General features: G+C 50.8%; 26 protein-coding genes. All 26 read left to right on the forward strand.

What is annotated here, in order from left to right; all coding sequences use genetic code 11:
- Positions 1 to 121 precede the first annotated feature (121 nt).
- The 26 genes from EH198_RS09075 (at position 122) to EH198_RS09200 (ending at position 18,510) form a co-directional block, all read left to right on the forward strand.
- Positions 122 to 628 carry a hypothetical protein gene (locus EH198_RS09075; RefSeq protein WP_124695234.1) on the forward strand — a complete coding sequence of 169 codons (507 nt, stop codon included), beginning with the start codon at positions 122 to 124 and terminating at the stop codon, positions 626 to 628.
- Positions 625 to 939 carry a BC1872 family protein gene (locus tag EH198_RS09080; RefSeq protein ID WP_124695235.1) on the forward strand — a complete coding sequence of 105 codons (315 nt, stop codon included), beginning with the start codon at positions 625 to 627 and terminating at the stop codon, positions 937 to 939. Before EH198_RS09075 ends, EH198_RS09080 begins: the two co-directional genes overlap by 4 nt.
- 33 nt (positions 940 to 972) lie before the next feature.
- A complete protein-coding gene (locus EH198_RS09085) occupies positions 973 to 1,404 on the forward strand; it encodes a hypothetical protein (protein ID WP_124695236.1) in 432 nt (143 codons plus the stop codon).
- Between the two features lie 22 nt (positions 1,405 to 1,426).
- Positions 1,427 to 1,771 (forward strand): hypothetical protein, encoded by a 345-nt coding sequence (locus EH198_RS09090; protein ID WP_124695237.1) that lies wholly within the window; start codon positions 1,427 to 1,429, stop codon positions 1,769 to 1,771.
- 20 nt (positions 1,772 to 1,791) lie between these two features.
- Entirely contained in the window at positions 1,792 to 1,983 is a 192-nt protein-coding gene (locus tag EH198_RS09095) for a hypothetical protein (RefSeq protein ID WP_124695238.1), read from the forward strand.
- A gap of 109 nt (positions 1,984 to 2,092) precedes the next feature.
- Complete coding sequence (locus tag EH198_RS09100) at positions 2,093 to 2,332, forward strand: hypothetical protein (protein WP_124695239.1); 240 nt, start codon at positions 2,093 to 2,095, stop codon at positions 2,330 to 2,332.
- Positions 2,325 to 2,651 carry a hypothetical protein gene (locus EH198_RS09105; protein WP_124695240.1) on the forward strand — a complete coding sequence of 109 codons (327 nt, stop codon included), beginning with the start codon at positions 2,325 to 2,327 and terminating at the stop codon, positions 2,649 to 2,651. Before EH198_RS09100 ends, EH198_RS09105 begins: the two co-directional genes overlap by 8 nt.
- Before the next feature lie 410 nt (positions 2,652 to 3,061).
- Positions 3,062 to 3,238: a hypothetical protein gene (locus tag EH198_RS24575; protein WP_185702819.1), complete on the forward strand. Its 177-nt coding sequence runs from the start codon at positions 3,062 to 3,064 to the stop codon at positions 3,236 to 3,238.
- Between the two features lie 161 nt (positions 3,239 to 3,399).
- On the forward strand, positions 3,400 to 3,924 hold the full coding sequence (locus EH198_RS09110) for a sigma factor-like helix-turn-helix DNA-binding protein (RefSeq protein WP_124695241.1): 525 nt from the start codon (positions 3,400 to 3,402) through the stop codon (positions 3,922 to 3,924).
- 651 nt (positions 3,925 to 4,575) lie between these two features.
- Positions 4,576 to 4,791 (forward strand): hypothetical protein, encoded by a 216-nt coding sequence (locus EH198_RS09115; protein ID WP_124695242.1) that lies wholly within the window; start codon positions 4,576 to 4,578, stop codon positions 4,789 to 4,791.
- Between the two features lie 210 nt (positions 4,792 to 5,001).
- On the forward strand, positions 5,002 to 5,394 hold the full coding sequence (locus tag EH198_RS09120) for an HNH endonuclease (RefSeq protein ID WP_124695243.1): 393 nt from the start codon (positions 5,002 to 5,004) through the stop codon (positions 5,392 to 5,394).
- 77 nt (positions 5,395 to 5,471) lie between these two features.
- Positions 5,472 to 6,062 (forward strand): P27 family phage terminase small subunit, encoded by a 591-nt coding sequence (locus EH198_RS09125; RefSeq protein ID WP_124695244.1) that lies wholly within the window; start codon positions 5,472 to 5,474, stop codon positions 6,060 to 6,062.
- A gap of 34 nt (positions 6,063 to 6,096) precedes the next feature.
- A complete protein-coding gene (locus EH198_RS09130) occupies positions 6,097 to 7,818 on the forward strand; it encodes a terminase large subunit (protein ID WP_185702841.1) in 1,722 nt (573 codons plus the stop codon).
- Positions 7,819 to 7,987: 169 nt separating this feature from the next.
- Positions 7,988 to 9,208, forward strand: coding sequence for a phage portal protein (locus tag EH198_RS09135; RefSeq protein WP_124695246.1), 1,221 nt, complete (start codon positions 7,988 to 7,990; stop codon positions 9,206 to 9,208).
- Positions 9,201 to 9,929 (forward strand): head maturation protease, ClpP-related, encoded by a 729-nt coding sequence (locus tag EH198_RS09140; RefSeq protein ID WP_246014162.1) that lies wholly within the window; start codon positions 9,201 to 9,203, stop codon positions 9,927 to 9,929. Before EH198_RS09135 ends, EH198_RS09140 begins: the two co-directional genes overlap by 8 nt.
- Positions 9,926 to 11,290 carry a phage major capsid protein gene (locus tag EH198_RS09145; RefSeq protein WP_124695247.1) on the forward strand — a complete coding sequence of 455 codons (1,365 nt, stop codon included), beginning with the start codon at positions 9,926 to 9,928 and terminating at the stop codon, positions 11,288 to 11,290. The genes EH198_RS09140 and EH198_RS09145 overlap by 4 nt, the downstream gene beginning before the upstream one ends.
- 64 nt (positions 11,291 to 11,354) lie before the next feature.
- Positions 11,355 to 11,573 (forward strand): hypothetical protein, encoded by a 219-nt coding sequence (locus EH198_RS09150; RefSeq protein ID WP_124695248.1) that lies wholly within the window; start codon positions 11,355 to 11,357, stop codon positions 11,571 to 11,573.
- Entirely contained in the window at positions 11,542 to 12,093 is a 552-nt protein-coding gene (locus EH198_RS09155; protein ID WP_246014163.1) for a head-tail connector protein, read from the forward strand. Before EH198_RS09150 ends, EH198_RS09155 begins: the two co-directional genes overlap by 32 nt.
- 11 nt (positions 12,094 to 12,104) lie before the next feature.
- Positions 12,105 to 12,575: a hypothetical protein gene (locus EH198_RS09160; RefSeq protein WP_124695249.1), complete on the forward strand. Its 471-nt coding sequence runs from the start codon at positions 12,105 to 12,107 to the stop codon at positions 12,573 to 12,575.
- A gap of 2 nt (positions 12,576 to 12,577) precedes the next feature.
- Positions 12,578 to 12,934, forward strand: a complete 357-nt coding sequence (locus EH198_RS09165) for a hypothetical protein (RefSeq protein ID WP_124695250.1) — start codon at positions 12,578 to 12,580, stop codon at positions 12,932 to 12,934.
- Positions 12,912 to 13,394 (forward strand): phage neck terminator protein, encoded by a 483-nt coding sequence (locus tag EH198_RS09170; RefSeq protein ID WP_124695251.1) that lies wholly within the window; start codon positions 12,912 to 12,914, stop codon positions 13,392 to 13,394. Before EH198_RS09165 ends, EH198_RS09170 begins: the two co-directional genes overlap by 23 nt.
- 5 nt (positions 13,395 to 13,399) lie before the next feature.
- Complete coding sequence (locus tag EH198_RS09175; protein WP_124695252.1) at positions 13,400 to 14,419, forward strand: DUF3383 family protein; 1,020 nt, start codon at positions 13,400 to 13,402, stop codon at positions 14,417 to 14,419.
- A 13-nt stretch (positions 14,420 to 14,432) separates the two neighbouring features.
- Positions 14,433 to 14,834, forward strand: a complete 402-nt coding sequence (locus tag EH198_RS09180) for a phage structural protein (RefSeq protein ID WP_246014164.1) — start codon at positions 14,433 to 14,435, stop codon at positions 14,832 to 14,834.
- Positions 14,835 to 14,854: 20 nt separating this feature from the next.
- Positions 14,855 to 15,157, forward strand: coding sequence for a hypothetical protein (locus tag EH198_RS09185; RefSeq protein WP_124695253.1), 303 nt, complete (start codon positions 14,855 to 14,857; stop codon positions 15,155 to 15,157).
- A gap of 226 nt (positions 15,158 to 15,383) precedes the next feature.
- Positions 15,384 to 17,960 carry a phage tail tape measure protein gene (locus EH198_RS09195; protein ID WP_124695255.1) on the forward strand — a complete coding sequence of 859 codons (2,577 nt, stop codon included), beginning with the start codon at positions 15,384 to 15,386 and terminating at the stop codon, positions 17,958 to 17,960.
- A complete protein-coding gene (locus tag EH198_RS09200) occupies positions 17,953 to 18,510 on the forward strand; it encodes a phage baseplate protein (protein ID WP_185702820.1) in 558 nt (185 codons plus the stop codon). The genes EH198_RS09195 and EH198_RS09200 overlap by 8 nt, the downstream gene beginning before the upstream one ends.
- Positions 18,511 to 18,519: the final 9 nt, after the last annotated feature.

Raw genomic sequence — 18,519 nt, forward strand, 5'->3', positions numbered from 1 at the left:
CCAGAAAAGTAGAGTATAACGACAAAGAAGCTAGGTGGAGCCCGTTCGACGTATGCCGGATGTGGCGTAATGAAGATGGGAATTTATCTGCTGTTGAAGTGGTTGAGGAGGTAAACCCCCAATGACCCAAGACAAGCGAGACTGGCAAAAGGATATCCGTCCATCGGTGATTTGGTTCGCTGAACAAATGGAGCAACGACTGAAGGAGAACGACAATAAGGATGGATGGGAGGAGTGCGATAGAATGTTCCTGCTTAACCGACTTGAAGCAAACTATCATAGCCTCTGGGCAAAGCAACAAGCATATGGCGCTTGTTTCGATGCAGATGGAACGATACGTAAAGCGGCTAATATTGCAAACTTCGCCATGATGATAGCAGATAACGCCCGTTCCACCCTTTACCCAGATACCCCAGCACCCACACGAGGAACAGAAAAATGGGATATCCCAAGACCAATAGACGAATGGCACGAAGATGTTGGCCCGGTGCTGTGGTGGACCTTCCCTATTGAAGAACCGCCATATTGCGGAACTCCACTTGACGGGGATTGGCCGGAGTATCACACACATTGGACACCGTTTATCGTACCTTTCACCCCAGCACCCAAGGAGGGAGATAACCAATGACACTCACAAGGGAAGAGATACTGGCGATGGAGCCGGGACGGGAATTGGACGAACTAATCTGCAACCAGATATTTGAATTAGAGATGGTCGCACATGTTCATTACTCAACGGACATATCCGCAGCATGGGAAGTGGTAGGAAAATTGGATTACGAAGTGACTGTAAAGAAATATGAAGCCATGTCCGGTTACAGGTATTGGGCTAGAGTCAACGGTGCTGATCCAAATAGATTCGATGAAAAGATTGCTAACTGCAAGACGGCGCCAGAAGCAATCTGCAAGGCCGCACTACTGGCTGTACTGAACTTATAAGGGGACAGAGACCCCAAAGGGAGAGGATACACGATGGATATGAAAAATATGAAGGTCGTCCACTATTGCTGGACATGTGGGAAATCTCATGAGGCAACGGATACACCTTACGATTTAATAGCCTCGGACAAATCGGTAAAATGCGAATGCGGTGGATATGTGGTATCGCCTTCTGGAAAAGTGCAACTGTCAATTGTTCCAGCTGTACCAATCTGGAAAATTGATGATGGTGCGGAGACGTTCCGTGTTGCAGCCAGTAATGCAGAGGAAGCACTGAAGTGCTTATCCGAGGAAATGGGATTGGACGAAATTGAAGAACCAGAAGTCAGGGAGATTACAGATGCTGGGGAACTTCGGCGCAAATTCATTCTCGTTGAAGAAGGTGGAACTAATAAATCGTCCATTATTGACATTATCAATCGAACAGAGAAGTTTCCGGCACTCATCAGCACATCAATTTGGTAGAGGTATAAGGGGGATAAGAGGAATGGATAAAGTAACAGTAATGGTAATGAGAAATAAGACGAATGCAGAAAGGTATCTTGCAGCAAATGCTGATGTTGGGGATTGGGAAGATGAAAACCTGGACGTTACTTTCGACAATATCCAAAACGGCTACATGATTATCCGCAAAGATAAGCTTGCCCCTACAGCCGAGGACTTTGAAGAACATAAAAAATGGCATGCAGAGTTAAAACGTGTACTTACAGAGAAGTGGGGTCCAGATCCGTTTATATCGCTGGACTTTTGTGCAGTGTGCGAACACTACGAGCCAGTTAATGTTGAAATCACGCAAGAACAACTTCAGTATGCACAAGAATTGATGGAATAGATTAAGGGGGAGAAGAGGATATGAAACGTATCAACCGAACTTACGCTGACACTGAAGTAACAGAGTTATCAACTCAAATAAAATGCCCTTACTGCGGACGTGAATGGATGGAACCGGATCTCGATGAATGCGGAACGGTTTATAACTTGAATTGTGATGAAGATGATGATGGATGCGGCAAGGACTTCGAAATGTACTTTGATGCATCGTAAGTCTTTCCTTGGCCGTAGGCCATCGAGACGCGACCGAATAAACCCAACGAAGTGGGGGCCGGATAAAGTTTACATAATCTGGCTCCCCATAAAGAAAGGAACAACCCACATGATATCTTGGATAAAGTATGACCCGGAGAATCCACCTGAACCAGAAATTGATTATCTTATATTTGGCAGAGAGCCCGGCAAAGATTTAGACTTCTGTTTTGTTGGAACATTTAAATTTATTAATTTCCACGGGAAAAAATATCCGATGTGGGAAGACAACATGGTTTACGGTTCGTGGAACGGAGTAACAAAATACGCACCCATCAACCTACCAGGGGAGGATACAAGCAATGGGTGAACATTTAATCTCAGCAGATAAGCTGATTGAATGGTTGGACGGACCGGATGCCGCGCCACTATGGGAAGGTCCAGAAGGATTGCTCAAATATAATTTGGTGATGGAAGAAATCGAGGCCGGCACCTTTGACCCAACACCAGTACAACTAGACATCAAGCCAGGGGATAAGGTGCGGCATACGAACAAGAATTACGGTGATGGAATCGTCAAGCGTCTTTCCAAATCGGGAGAACGGGCATTTGTTACTCCGCAATGTGCATATTACCGTCTAGACAAACTCATTAAGGTGGAGGGAAACAGTGATGTCAACCAACCTTAACCCCATCCGGCGGGACAGACGTATCTACTATCAAGCGTATTGCCCGGGTTGCACTAAGCCGGTCAGAGAGTTTCGACCGGTCCAATCAACCAAGCGAATGACAATGACCTGTAAATGTGGCTGCGAGTTTAAGGTGCCTCTGAAATATTGCAAGCAGATTAAGGCGTATAAAGCCCGGGCATAAATGGGGAGGTATAAATCATGATATTCGGTGACCTTTGGGCAGCATTGGAGGACGGAGAGCGTGAATTTGTATATCGAATGGGCGGGATCGCTCGTGTCGTCCGTTATAACAGGAGCACGGTTTGGGTTAAATGTGAGGGGCGGCGGCCGCCTACATTTATACGGATGGAGATATTTGCTCGATTGGTAAGTAGTGTATATAAAAATCCTACATCGGAGGCGATTGTATGAGTAACCTCGGAAAAGTGACAGTTTATCAATGGAGCCCGGAGCAGGTGACGGATCACTTACGCAAGATTGGTGCGGACAAGCCGCCGGAAAAGCCGAAAAAGGGATTTGGGACGCTGGCTTCACAGCAGAAGCAGGGGAGTAATCATTATAACCGGAGTGGCGGGGAATGGTGAAGGTCATATAAATACATGGAATATGCTAAATATTTCGTAGTAATACAAGTTAGATGTAACAATAATCCATATAAAGAAAAACCCCTGCAAACCTTGGCCGGGCACAGGGGTAACAACATTGATCCTCTATACCAAATTATATCACTAAAAGGGGAATGAGGATGAACATGGCAAAGAATAAGCTGCCAGCGTCGGCGTATACAGACTTGGGCGAGGCTACCGTTCTAAACTATCAACTCTCCTTGAAAGGCGCAGAGCGGGCATACCGCCGGGCTGACGCTGACGATAAAAAAGTAATATCCGGTATGGTATCGGATTGTGAATATGTGATTGCGTGGTTGAGCACCGGACGGCGCCCGAAGAATAAGCGAGGCATCGAGCGGCGAGCTGGGTACGAGCGCGAAATACTTCTGGACCCGATCCGCATGCAGGCGTTCGCCAGCAATTCAAAAGCGGGCAGCCCGGCGAATCTAACGGATGACCAGCGGGCTATGATCGAGGAGGCTTTAAGATATCTGAGCCCTCGGCAACGTGAATGCTATGTATTGGCTCATGGCGAATGCTTCAGTCAGGCCGAAATCGCACAAATGCTAGGCATAACACGTTCCAGCGTTCAGGCTTATATCGAAGAAGCGCAGCGTAAGGTGTCGGAAGAGTTACAACAAAATCTATTCTTATGGAAATGACCCGTGCAAAAGCCCTTTATTTATAGGAGCATCCTATTAACTGACGTTTAGTTATAACATTACACTCTTACTTACAAGGCCTGGCCTTGCATCTCCTTGCCGTGACCGCAGTGGTTAAAGAGTGGATCGCGGAGGCATCCGACCGCCTTAGTAAGTGCCGGAATCAAAATAATGCTATAATACATTCGATGTGGTGGCGGAATAGGTAGACGCGGCTATCTCTTAACACGGTCGGGTTGATAGCAATGCACAGACATGAGTTGATGCGGCTATCATGCAGGGTGCAAATCCCTGCCCACATCAAATCTTCTACGGTATGTCGTCTATGGCCCGTTGGCTGTACGAGCGGCATGTCGTTTTCAATTTGGACGAAGGAGCGCTGCGCATGTGGGTTAAACAAGTGAACGGAAGACATAAACATCCAATCGAAGGGAAATGCGCAATCTGCAATGATCCGGAACCAACGAAGCATACGATCCTTAAAGCATCATTCTGTCAGCCCTGTTGGGACCTGATGCTCAAAGGGAACGATGAGGAATTGAGTAAGCGGACAGTGCGGGAATAAATTCCCAAGCGTCTGTAGATTTCATAGAGCAGGGAAACGTCGGAGGTTGTCGAATTCTACCCTATCACATTGAAAGGGAGAACGACATGAACAGAGAAGAAGCAGACCGTTTATTCGCTACTGGGCCGCAGGATCCGTGCTTTGTGAGAGCAGGCATTGAACTGGTTGTGAACGTGAAGAAGGTGACCAATCTTGACCGAGAAAAAAGGCGCGTCTCATTCGATACAGGCGAGGTTCTACAAGTCGAGGACGAATACTGGGATAACTTCATTCAGATGTATGAGCAGAGGGAAAATCTATAAGCAGGAAACATTTACTTAAACGGAGTCGCCAATACGGCGGCTCTTTTTATTTGCAGAAAGGGGCGCATAAGCAATGCCCAAGAAGAAGCGCCTGATCTCATCAGAGGAAGCCCATCAGCCGGAACGCTGCAAGCGGTGCATCTGGGGAACATGGACCGGGCTGGTTCAATACTGCTGCCGGATCGAATGTCAGAGAAAGGGTGAACCCAATTGCCCTTGAAGAAGTTCTGTAAGAAACCAGGTTGTAAGAACCTGACCGATGGCGCCGCCTACTGCGCCGACCACCAAGCGGAAGTACAGCGGTATGACAAGGAGCGCGGTAGCGCAGCAGAACGGGGATATGGTCACAAATGGAGGATAGCCCGCGCTCGCTATCTGAGGCAGTATCCCCTATGCGTCCATTGCGAACAGGCTGGCAGGGTGACGGCGGCGACCGTGGTCGACCACATCATAGCTCATAAGGGTGACATGGAGTTGTTCTGGGACGTTAGCAACTGGCAATCGCTGTGTGCGTCGTGCCACGGCGTCAAGACGGTCAAAGAAGACGGAGGATTTGGCAACGTGGTCACGGGGGAGGGGGGCAAAATCCTTAAAAACCTTTAAAATAGAAGACCGCAGCCCCCTTTATTCGCGTAAAAACTCGTTTTTTGAATTTTTTATTGACTTTGGAGGTGGCCCGGATGGGCAGGAACGCAAAACCGGTATCCTTGCACATCGCCGAGGGCAATCCGAACCGGTTAACGAAAGGGCAGTTGCAGCAGCGGCAAGAAGCAGAGGTCAAGCTCGGTAAAACGGAGTTGGACAAGCTGAAGCCGCCGACCTTTGTTAAAAATGATGTTATCGCCTTTACTCACTGGAAGCAGTGCATGAAGGAATACAAAGCTGCAGCGGCGCAGGATATCAACTTGCTGACCAGTTCGGACGTCGGCCTGCTTGCGATGTATTGTAAAACCTATGCAGAGTACGAACGGCTTCAAAAGTCGTATCAAACGATTGACAAGGTGGCTTACGATAGCGAGGAACTGGACGAATACATCGATGATAGCGAAGAATTTAATACGAAGGTGAAGAAGCAACTGCGCAACATGATTGCCGTTGACGGTCTTCTGCGGATCGAAACGGCCATCAACAAGAAAATGGACATGCTGCTCAAAATGCAGGATCGTCTCTTCCTGAATCCGTTGGCCAAGGTGAAAAATGTACCGAAGCCGAAGAAGAAAGAAGAGGCGCCAAGTCGATTCGGCAAGTTCGGAGGAAACCGGAGTGGTTAATGCTCAGGTCTACCCCTACAATGTTGTTTCTGAACTGGATCGCGTCACGGCCTACGCTCACGAAGTGGTTTCCGGCAGGATAGCGGCGGGCCTGACTCAACGGCAAGCATGTGAGCGGCATCTGAACGACCTAAAGCGACAAGGAACTGATGATTTCCCTTATGTATTCGATCCTGATAAGGCTCATGAAATCATTGAGTTCGCCGAATCCTTGACCCTGGCCGAGGGGGAAGAGCCCCTTCCTTTGGAACTGTGGGGTTTTCAGGACTTCATCTTCGGAAGCTGGAACGGCTGGCTGACGCTAGATGGATACCGTCGCTTCCGGACTTCATATGTCCAGGTAGCCCGGCAGAACGGGAAGTCGCTCGGCAATGCCGTTCCGTCCCTATACTACGGGAATTTTGACGGGTATAATTATCCGCAAATTTACTGTACGGCGACCAAGGAACTGCAGGCGCGGATCGTTCTGAAAGAATGCCTCAAATTTATCAATGCTGACGCGGAGCTGGCTGGTACGAAGTATGAGCCAGGCCTGTTCACGGTGAAGGATTACGCCAATAAAATCATTTGTAATTTGACGAATGGCGAGATCCGGGCGCTCGGGCGAGATACCAATTCCATTGACGGATTTCGTCCTTATTTTGCTTCCGTCGACGAGTATCACAAGCATAAAGACAACCAAATGTATAAGCTTCTATCTGACGGTCAGAAAAAGCTTAAGCAGTGCTTGACCTCAGTTATTACAACGGCCGGCTTTGATATCAATTCGCCGTGCTATGAGTTGTACGAATATTGCAAGTTAATCCTTGCCGGCGTTCATTCGGATGAGTCGCAGTTCGTCTTCATTTGCGAGTTGGACAAGAACGACGATATTTGGGACGAAACGAACTGGCCAAAGGCAAACCCCTTATGGACCGAACAGACGCTCGAAAGCCTGCGGGCAGATGCCATCAAGGCGCAGCAGATGCAGGGAGCGGAGCTGCGGAACTTCATGACAAAAAGCCTTAACCGATGGGTGCAGTTCGCTGACTCTCAGTACATGAATATGGAGCACTGGAAATCCTGTGCTTCAGATACGACCATCGAAGACATGGAGGGTCGCGAGTGCTACTTGGGGCTGGACTTATCTTCCGGAGGAGACTTGACTTCCGGATCTCTGGAGTTTCCGATAAATGATGGTCCGGACCGGAAGTTCTACATTCATTCGCATAGCTTCATTCCCTCATCGCGGGTTGCTGAGCACGTGAAGACTGACAACGCTCCGTATGATATGTGGATTATGGAGGGGTTACTGACTCCGACGGAGACGCTCGGCGGGGTAAAGACAGATTACAAGTACATCATCCAGTATTACAAAGACCTGATTAATAAACATAATTTTAAACTCAAAGGCATCGCTTATGACCCTCATAATGCGGATGCCTTTTTGTCTGATCTGGAAGAGTTCGGAGTTGATGTTGTCGAGATTGTCCAGAGCGCTCGCAGCTTAAATGATGCAACAGTAGATTTCCGCCTGGAAGTTGAGGCTGGAAACGTGATTTACGACCGGCGTAACAAGCTGCTGACATGGTCCATGGCAAACGCCAAGACAACAAGTAATAGCTTTGGCGAGATCAAGATTGACAAGGACCCGAACGCTAAAACTAAACGGATCGACCCGATTGACGCCGTAATAGACAGTCATAAACTCACGCTTTCCTTGGCGTCCAAGGTTAAAAAATCCATATTCGACGAAAGGGGGCCTCGATCACTTTGAAAAAACCAAAAATAAGAGAGGATACGGTGCGGGAATCCTGCTTGGTAGCGGGGTTCCTTTTACTTTGCTCTGGAATCTGGCTGATTTATATCCCGGCGGCACTAATTATCGGCGGTGCGCTGCTGATTTGGACTGGTTACCCATCGAAAAGGCAAGGGAGGGGTAGCTGATGGGATTTTTCACAAACATCCTTGCACAGAAAGAGTATTCGATGGACGACTTTACTAACGACATCCGCAAGCGGTTGAATGGCGGTCGGACATCATCGGGTCAATATGTAAACGAAGACCGGGCAATGAAATTCATCAGCGTATACAGCTGTGTGAGGGTGCTCGCAGAAGGCGTGGGCGCCCTACCTTTTTTCGTTTACAAAAAGAGACCTGGTGGCGGTAAGGACAAGGCGGACACTCATCCAGTATTCGAACTGCTGCACGACCGCCCAAACAGTGAAATGACCTCTCAGAGTTGGCGGGAAGCGCAGGTTGGACATCTTGCAACTTCTGGAAACTGTTATTCAGCTACCTCGCTAAATCGCCGTGGCCAGGTCGCTGATATCTACCCGATTGCATGGAACGAATGCACGCCGATCCGGAATAAAGTTACCGGGAAAATCGAATATGAGATCGCGGGTGACGGCACCTACCCAGCCGAACGAATTTTTCACGTGCCTGGATTTGGATTTGATGGCTTGTTTGGGTATTCTCCTATTCGCATGGCGGCAGATGCAGTTGGGCTCGGTATCGCTTCATCGGAATTCACGTCCCATTTTTACCAGAACGGAATGAATGTTGGAGGTGTACTGGAACATCCACAGGCACTGAGCGATGTGGCCTATAACCGACTGCAAGAATGGATTAACGAGAAGGGAGTAGGCTTGGGCAACTCGTGGAAACCACTTATCTTAGAGGATGGCATGAAATTCAGCCGGATTCCAATGCCGTTTGTAGATGCCCAGTTTATTGAGACGCGTAAGCTGAACCGCGACGAGATATGTGGTCTTTTTCGCGTGCCTCCACATATGATCGCCAACCTCGAGCGAAGCACGAACAATAACATTGAGCATCAGGGGATCGAATTCGTGATGCATACGCTCATGCCGTACCTGACCCGTTTCGAGCAAACAGCAAATTGGAAGCTCTTCACGCCAGCAGAACGCGCCGCGGGCTATTACGTTAAATTCAACGTCGACGGGTTGCTGCGTGGTGACTATAAAAGTCGGCAGGAAGGGCTGGCTATCCAGCGGCAAAACGGCACGATCAACGCTGATGAATGGCGGGAGTTGGAGGACCGCAACCCGATTGAGGATGGAAGCGGCCAGATATATATCGTCAACACGGCTGCGCAGCCGCTTCAAACCGCCGGCCAGACTCCAAAGGAAGGGGGTGATTAACATAGCCAAGGTAACGATTAAAGGTGTTATCGTCTCCAATGACGACTACGAAATCTATCAGTGGTTCGGAATCGAAGCGGTTAGCCCCAATCAAGTTGCTGAACAAATCTCGAGCGCAAACGGCGAGGCGTTGGAGGTCGATATTAACTCTGGCGGCGGAGATGTCTATGCGGGCTCTGAGATTTACACTGCGTTGAAAGAGTACAAAGGTGATGTCACAACTCGAATTGTAGGCGTGGCCGCCAGCGCTGCCTCAGTAGCCGCGATGGGAGGGCGTAAGGTGATGATCTCGCCGACAGCACAGATGATGATCCATAATGTTTCGTCCGTTTCGCGCGGGGATTACCGTGACCATCAACATGAATCCGACGTGATCAAGAATTACAATAAGTCGATTGCCAATGCCTATATCCTGAAGAGTGGGTTGAGCGAAGCCGAGATCCTTGATCTGATGGACAAGGAGTCATGGTTTACAGCCCAGCAAGCGCTCGAAAAGGGACTCGTCGACGAGATCATGTTCGATAATTCGCTTAAATTATCCGCAAGCCTTGGGGCATCTGGCATGCTGCCGCCCGAGGTCATCAACCGGATTAGAAACGAATTGGTAAAGGCCAAAAATGCCAAAAACGAAGAGCAGCATGAACCAGAGCGGACGCCACAGGCGCCGCTTTCTTTATTGCAACGAAAAATGAACCTCAAAGGGAGAGTGTTAACGAGATGAACCTCCAAGAACTGATGCAAGCACGAGCAAATATTTACGACCAGCAAATGGCGATTCTTTCCGCTGCCGAAACTGAAGGCCGCGAACTGACTGCGGAAGAAGAAGTGAAATTCCAGGCGCTCGAAACGGAATATGCTGAGGCTGACCAAAAAGTAAAAGAAGCCGAAGCGAATGAAGAACGGGCAAACCTGATGGCTCAACGTGGGAATGAATTGAACGGCGCGCAGAACAAACCGTTTCGTCCGGCGGCGGTTGCCGGCGCTCCGGTACAGACTCCTAAAAAAGACACAGCCGGCTTCGCAAACCTGGGTGAATTCATCCACGACCTACGCTTTGGTGATTCTAAAGGCCGGCTTGATAAATTGCCTGTAGGTGAGGGTGAGGGTGGCGGTAGAAAGATGCCTGAAGCCTTTGCAAGTCAAGTGACATCTTTCCGCAATGAACTGTCGATGGGCGGCGTAGACGGTGCGGAAAGCTTCTTGCCGACTCAATTCCGGCCTGATACGGTGTTCCAAATCTCTCCTGAGTCGCCAATCGTTCGCCCGATGGCTATGGTTCTCCCTGCCGGTTCCCCGCCTGACTCCAAAATCACGCTCCCGGCACTGGATCAAGGTGATTTGGGCGTATACGGAGGCGTTCAAGTAACATGGATTGCAGAAGGTGATGCTAAGCCTGAAACAAATGCAAAACTGAGAGAAATCACTCTGGAGCCGCACGAAGTTGCCGCAACAATTGTCGTGACAGACAAACTCCTGCGGAACTGGGAAGCGGCCACACCGTTTATTCGCCGCTTGCTTACCAATGCAATGATCGCGGCCGAGGACATCGCCTTTTTAAAGGGCGACGGAACCGGAAAACCTCTCGGCATCCTGAACGCAACGGGAGCCCTGGCGGTTAACCGTTCAACGGCTAACCAAATCAAATACCTAGATATTGTCGCCATGATCGCCAAATTGCTTCCGGAGTCCATGCCGAGCGCTTGCTGGTGCGCAAGCCAGTCCACGCTGCCGCAGCTCATGACCTTGCAAGACCCAGGCGGCCGCTATATCTTCATCCAAGGCGACGCGACCAAAGGCATTCCGTCCACCTTGGCCGGCATTCCGATCCGTTTCACCGGCCGGACGAACGCGCTCGGCACAAAAGGAGACCTGACGCTTTGCGACCTCTCCCATTACCTGATCAAAGACGGCTCCGGTCCGTTCGTCGCTGCTTCCGAGCATGTTCTGTTCCGCAACAACAAAACGGTTATCAAGTGCTTTTGGAATGTGGACGGAAAACCTTGGGTGGTTGAGCCGCTTACGCTCGAAAACGGCGTGACTCAAGTCAGCCCTTACGTAATCTTGGATATCCCGTCGGCCTAATAGCTGAAATCCTCTAAAGAGCCCGGATTCGGGCTCTTTTTCTCACGAAAGGAGAAAAAATCCAATGGCAAAGAAGAAATTTGAGGTGAAATCGGACTTTTTGGACGCTGAAACCGGAAAAATTGTGCAAAAAGGCGACGTTTTTGAGGCCGACGAGGAGCGTGTTCCAGTGCTTCAGGATGCTGATGTGATTGGAAAAGAGGCGAAAACCAAAGCTGATAAGGGCGATAATAAGTCCGATTCTGGCGGTGATGCTGGTGCTGACGACAGTAAAAAGGGCTAAAAAGCTGCTCGGAATTCCTGAAGAGGATGTTTCCCAGGACTTTTCCCTTGAAATGGCCCTTGAAGCGGCCTCTGCAGCGATTGAGCGGGAATGCAATCGGGAGTTTGGGCAAAAATCTCACTCTCAGCGAATTAACGGCTCGGGCACGAAGTTTTTACGCCTTCGAAATTTCCCGATAATTTCAGTTGCGGATGTGAAAATTTGCGGTGATGATATTTCGCCTGATGGCTTTGTCATTGAATCCGATAACGGCATGCTTTTTAAGGAGACTATCTGGCCGATAGGGACGCGCAACATCGAAGTGGAATATTTGGCTGGATACATTCTCCCGAGTGACACTGAAGGCGCACCCGCCCCTACGCTGCCGCGAAATTATGAGATGGCATGTGTGCTTTACGCCCAGACCCTTCTTCAAACTCCAGGGGTTACGTCGGAACGGGTGGGAGATATATCTGTTGCCTATGCCGCGGCATCTGCTGGCGAACTCCCTCCGGTCGTCGCAGCGTTAATCCGATTGTGAGGTGAGGTTTCGTGGCGAGATCACGCGCCCGGCGTGCCGGGGTACAGGTCACTGGCGAGGATATTCTTTCTGAACTGGCCGCCAGGCTGCGGCCGCTTACCCAAAAGAAGGTCCGTATCGGGATGCAAGGCGACGCCGAACTGGCGATGATCGCCGGTGTTCACGAATACGGCAGCGTCAAGATGAACATCCCGGCCCGGTCCTTTATCGGCAGCGGAAAGCGGAAGGGCCAGGCGCCCATTGGTAAGCTTGTGAGGGCAAGCGTCGGCGAAATTGCCCGCGGACGTAAACAGGTTGACGAGCTGCTGCAAGAAATCGGCGATACCGGATTGGACCGGATGGTTAAGAACTTCGACCGCATCCGGCAACCCCCGCTTTCGGCCCGTTATGCCCGGGTCAAGCGTGGCCCGAACAAGCTGCTGCAGCGTGAAGAAGACCTGCGGGACAGCTTGACCTATGATGTTGTGCCAAGGAGTGAATAACGATGCGGAGATTTGGCTTTGCAGGCGTGCTTCGTAAATACGAGCAGTCCTATGATGTTGTTCGGCCCGGGAGCGGCATCCGCAATGATGATGGCGACTGGATACCGGCGACTCCGGAGCGCACTTCCTATCGCGGCAGCATCCAGCCGGTCAGCGCCCGCTTACGGGCAGCGGAAGGCGGCATATACACTGAGTCGGACCGGATGCTGTATACGACAGCCCAGCACGCAACTGGCGACATTGTAGAGGTGTCCGGCGTGCAGTACAAGGTAGACGAAGTGACGGAGCGGGCGTACAGCGACGTCAATCAGTACCTTTTGAGAAAGGTTGTTGCTAATGCTCCCGTACAAGGCAATTAGGCTGACGATTGCCCGAGGACTGAAAGTGGCCGCGGGCGTTCCGACTATCCCACTTAATGACGGCGGGGACATGCCCGCCGGTTCGTTTCTGACGTATACCTTCAGCGACTTCGGAGAATCGGACGATGGACGGCCGATCATTACCCAGGAGGACGATAAAGTTATTCGCAGCAAGGCCGTGACCTTTACCATTTCCATCCTGTCTTATGCCGATTCGGTGGATGACAGCGTCGAAAACGCCATGAAGGCGCAGGATTGGTTCAAGGTGACCGGCGCGGAGCAGCTACGGGATACACTGGATGTCGTTGTGGTTCTGGTCGGAGAGGTACAGAACCGGGATATAAATATAGGTGAAGAGTGGGAGCGCCGGCAGGGCTTTGACGTCGATTTCCGGGCTACCGACACCGCCATAACCGATCTGTCCGGTTGGATTGAGACAGCAATTATAACAAAGGAGTGATTACCTTGGCATTGAGTGACGTTACCGTTACAATTTCGGTTCAGACGCCGACGCCGATCCTCGGATTTGGCAAACCGCTGATCATTGGCACCAGCACTGCCGGCAAGAGCTTTAAAAATTACTCGGATTTGTCCGGTGTGATCACTGACTACGCGACGAGCACCGAAGAGTACAAGGCCGCAGCGGCTCTTTTCGCTCAAAAGAATCCGCCTGCGCAGATCGCCATTGCGCAGCGCAAGACGGGTGCAACGCCGGAGGACGTTCCAACCTTTATGGCGGCCATGCTGCTTAAAGACTGGCATTTCCTGCTCCAGACGAGCACGGCCGTGGCCGACATTATTGCCGTAGCCGACATCATCGAGGCGGACAAGACCCGGCAATATATCGCCCGGTCGGCGACGCAGGCGGACCTTGCTACGATTAAGGCGAAAAACTATGACCGGACAAACGTGTTTTATCATACTACGATTACCAACTATCCGGATGCTGCACTGGTGGGCGCCGTCGGCAGCCTGCCGCCCGGGTCGGTGACTTGGAAAGACTGGACACTGGTCGGCATCAGCCCGCTTGACCTGACAGCGACGGAGCTGGCGGCCATTCATGCGGCTGGGGCTAATACGTACGTGACCAAGGCCGGCCGGAATGTGACGAGCGAGGGCAAGACGGTGTCCGGAACTTATATCGACCTGGTGCATAGCCAGGATTATGTTGTAATCAGCATCCAGAACGGCGTTCAGACACTGTTTGCGAGCGTGCAGGACCAGAATCAGAAGGTTCCCTATGACAATCGCGGCATTTCTATGATTGAGGGCGTAGTACGTACAGTGCTGCAGCGGGCTTTTAAGCAGGGCATGATTGCCGAGGATGACAACGGGCAGCCGATGTTTACCACGACGTTCCCGCGAGCATCGGAAGTTGACCCGGCCGACAAGGCGGCCCGGCGGTATCCGGACGGGAAATTCTCGTTCGTTTTGGCCGGAGCCATCCATTCGGCGGCTATTAAGGGAACGATCACATTTAATTAAGGAGGGGTGACAAGTGGCAAGAGTAGCAAAAACATACGACGCCAATGATGTGAACGTGATTGTCAAAAGTGTGTATTTGACCGGATTGGGCGAGGACATGGTTACGGTCTCCAAAGATGAGGACGGTTTTACAACCACGGTAGGCGCCCAGGGTGACGTCGTCGTCAATAAGGTGAATAACCCGCTCGGCACGATCGCGGTTACGTTGCAGGCGACTAGCCCGCAGGTTCCATATCTGGATGGTCTCGCCCGCAGCGGAGAGAAGGTCTCGGTGACCGTCGCGTATAACGGCGATCCTAAGGAGATCAGCACCGCAACCGAGGCAATTATCAAAAAGCCGGCAGACCGTGAGTATGGCTCTGAAGTCGGGGATCGCAGCTATGAGTTCCAATGCCTTGATCTGGACATGGTCTAATTTAGAGAGGAGAAAATAACATGGAAATATTTAAACAAAAGCAGGTAACGACGAAATCCGGCAAGGAATATACCTTGCAACATCCCGGCGTTCGAAACGTGACCAAGATCAACGATAGAGTAAAAAACAAACATGGCATCAATTCGGAAGAGAAGATTTGCGAAGAGATGTTTAAACATGTTGTCGTAGAACCAAAATTAACGATCGACGACTTTGAAGAATATTCCGAAATGGTCGAAGTGGCGAACAAAGCGTATTACTTCATCACTGGCACGCCAGACCCCGATGAAGAATCTAAGGATTCAGCGGATGACAATAAGTAAATCTGAAGCAAAGCACAGAGCACAGGAAAATTGGCATATCTGGCGGCTGCTTTTATCCGATATGGGCATTACCTATAGCGATTTAGACAATATGGACGATGACGACATTGCCGAAGCCAATGCGGCCCTAGATATCCACGTCGAACAGCTCCGAAAAGCGAATAAGGACAAGAAATAGCGGCGCCCTTCCCGGGCGTCATTTTTTGCTGTCCGGAAAGGAGGGAATATGGCAGGCGGAATTATTGATTCCCTGATGTATGCGGTCGGATTCAAACTCAACACCAAGGGCTTGAAAGACGGCGACAAGAAGATCAAAGGCTTGACAGCGTCAGTGACTAGGCTTGGGATCGCAGCCGGCGCCACGCTTGGCGCAGCTGCTATCGGGATCGGTACAGCGGCGATAAATGCGGCGGGAAAATTCGAATCGGCTATGACGTCGATGCAGAATGCGACGGGAATGACCGCGCAGCAGCTCGAAGAGACGAAAGGCATAGCCAAAGACTTGTATGCGCAGAATTATGGAGAATCCTGGGATGATTTGGGCCAGTCTATTGCCAGTGTGAAGCAAATCACCGGCATGACCGGCGGTGCGCTGGAGGGGGCCACAAAGAACGCCATCGCGCTACGGAATACGTTCGGGTATGAGGTTCCTGAGTCTATCAGAACAGCTGATACTCTCATGAAGAACTTCGGTGTTACTTCGGATCAGGCATTTAGTTTGATCGCCCAAGGTAAACAAAATGGCTTGGACTTTTCAGGAGAAATGTTGGATTCTCTGAACGAATACTCCACGCAGTTTAAAAGCCTTGGCTTCAACGCCAACCAAATGTTCGACACACTGGCAGCTGGATCAGCTTCCGGCGCATTCAATTTGGATAAAGTCGGCGATGCTGTGAAGGAGTTCAATCTGAGGGCGCGAGATATTACGAATAAGGCGACGCTTGAAGGGTTCAAAATGCTCGGATTTGATGCCCAAAAGATGGTAGCGACATTTGCGAAAGGCGGACCAGCAGCACAGAAGGCATTCACGCAGGTTGTTCAAGGAATCAAGAGCGCGAAGGACCCGATGAGACAGAATCAAATTGCTACGGATTTATTCGGTACACAGTTTGAGGACCTGCAAGCTGGTGTCATTACAGCCATGGGCTCGGCCCGAAATCAGTTCGATATGACGAGAGACGCTATGGGCAAACTCAACGCGACCAAATTTACGTCAATCTGGCAAGTTTTTGGATTCTTGGGCAGGCAGATTGAAACTTATCTGCTAATTCCCATAGGCGAGAAGTTGTTGCCTTATCTGGACATGTTCGGTCAATGGGTAACGAGCCATCAAGCTGAGATTTCAGCGTTTGGCAGTCTGATCGCCGATAAGGTCGGAGCTGGTATCGGAATTGTGGTCCATTGGGTTCAATTGGCCCTTCCGTATCTTAAGCAGTTTGGCTCCATAGCAGGGCCGATGCTCGGTCAATTGGCCGATAAAGCACAGGAACTGTGGACAGCGATTCAACCGGTTGCCATCATGATCGGCAAGCAACTGGTCCAGGCTGCCGTCGATCTATGGCCGGAGATCCAGAATATCGCCTCCCAGATGGCCGGGGTAGCCGTCGAGGTCTATAAGTGGGAGCCGTTTATCCCGATCGTTTCCGGCATTGCGGCAGCGTTTCTCACGTATAAGACGTACATGTTCGGCGTGGCAGCAGCGACCAAAGCCGTTACCACCGCCCAGAAGATCGGAGCGGCCGTAACCAAAGGATTTGCGGCGGCGCAGGCTGCCCTTAATGCGGTGATGGCGATGAATCCGATCTTGCTTATTACAATGGCTCTGGTCGGGCTGGTCGTGGGGCTTACTATAGCCTATAAGCGATCAGACAAGTTCCGGGCATTTGTGGATAAAATGTGGAAAGGCATTAGGTCGGCCGCGTCCGCGACACTGAATTTCTTCAAAGTGACTGTTCCAAAGGCTTTCCAGACCGCATTCGATGCTGTTACCGGCTTCTTGAAACGGTGGGGCGTTGTTATTCTGGCGGGACTGGCGGGACCGCTCTTCCTCATGGCCGCGCTGGTCTATAAGTATTGGGATCAGATCAAAGCGGCGACAATCAAAGTCTTCTCGGCTATCGGAGCATGGCTAGGCTCGGTCTGGTCCGGGATCAAATCGACCATATTTAATGCGGCATCTGCTATTTGGGTCAGGGTGACCACCGCATGGAAAAATATCAAGACATCGATCAGTAGCGCAATGGCAGGGATAAAAGGGATTATGTCCACTGCATGGAATGGCATTGTCTCCGCCGTTGATGGTGTCGGTCAGGGCATCGTTTCGAGGCTCTCAGGGGCCTGGAGTTCGGTCAAATCATCATTTTCTAGCGCGGTAAACTGGATAATCAACAAATTCAACGGCATGCTGTCCAGCCTGAACGGCATATCCATCAAGAATCCTCTTACTGGAAAAGAGATTGCCGGCGTAAATATCCCCCTCATACCCATGATTGACGGCAGCCATAAAAACGGACTCTCCCGGGTTCCGTTTGATGGGTATATCGCGCAGCTGCATAAAGATGAAGGCGTCTTGACCGCAGAGGAGAATAAAGCGAGATTATCTCCGGAGTCTGCTCCGGCTCGGTCAAGTGCCGGCGGAACTCAGCCGGTAATCAAAATGCCAGCCGTGAATCTCAATATCAATATCGCTGGTAACGCAGACGAGAAGACGGCCCGGCAAATTGGCGATATTGTGGATGAAAAGGTGCGTGACATCATCGAATCTGTGCTGCGCGCTCACGGTCTGGAGGTCGAATATGGCTAAGATCGACGGCAAGTACATTACTGTCGAGGACGAATCTCCTGACTTCCCGGTGACAGTAACCGAGCAGCCGGTAGAGAAGGGCGTCAACCTGGCTGATCATGTCCAGGCTGGCGCCCGCACACTTTCACTGTCCGGCAGGATCGTTGGACCCGACGCGGCGAAGACCGAGGCGTACATTATCGCGGCCAAAGATAAGGGGAAGATTGTAAAATACATTGGCCGAATTGCATTCGCCGGTGTGATTACAGCATTCAGCTCCAGCCGGAATTATACCATTGCTAACGGCATGACTTTTTCAATGGAACTGCGGGAAATGCGAGTAGCGACGTCCTCCTACGTGTCCAAGCTTCCGGCCCCCGTCAAAGCTCAGGCGGCCTCGGTCGCCAATAAGGGTACGCAGCAGACTAAAAATAAGTCGGCTGCCAAGTCGAAGAGCAAGAGCAAGCCAAAAACCAGCAGCAAAGCCAGCAGCTCCAGAAGCGTAATAAACAAGCCCCAGCGGGCCCCGATCAAACCCGGCAGCAAGTGGGGGACTGGAAATTTGCAGTGAGGGGATGAT

Source organism: Paenibacillus rhizophilus (assembly GCF_003854965.1).
Lineage (GTDB): Bacteria > Bacillota > Bacilli > Paenibacillales > Paenibacillaceae > Paenibacillus_AQ > Paenibacillus_AQ rhizophilus.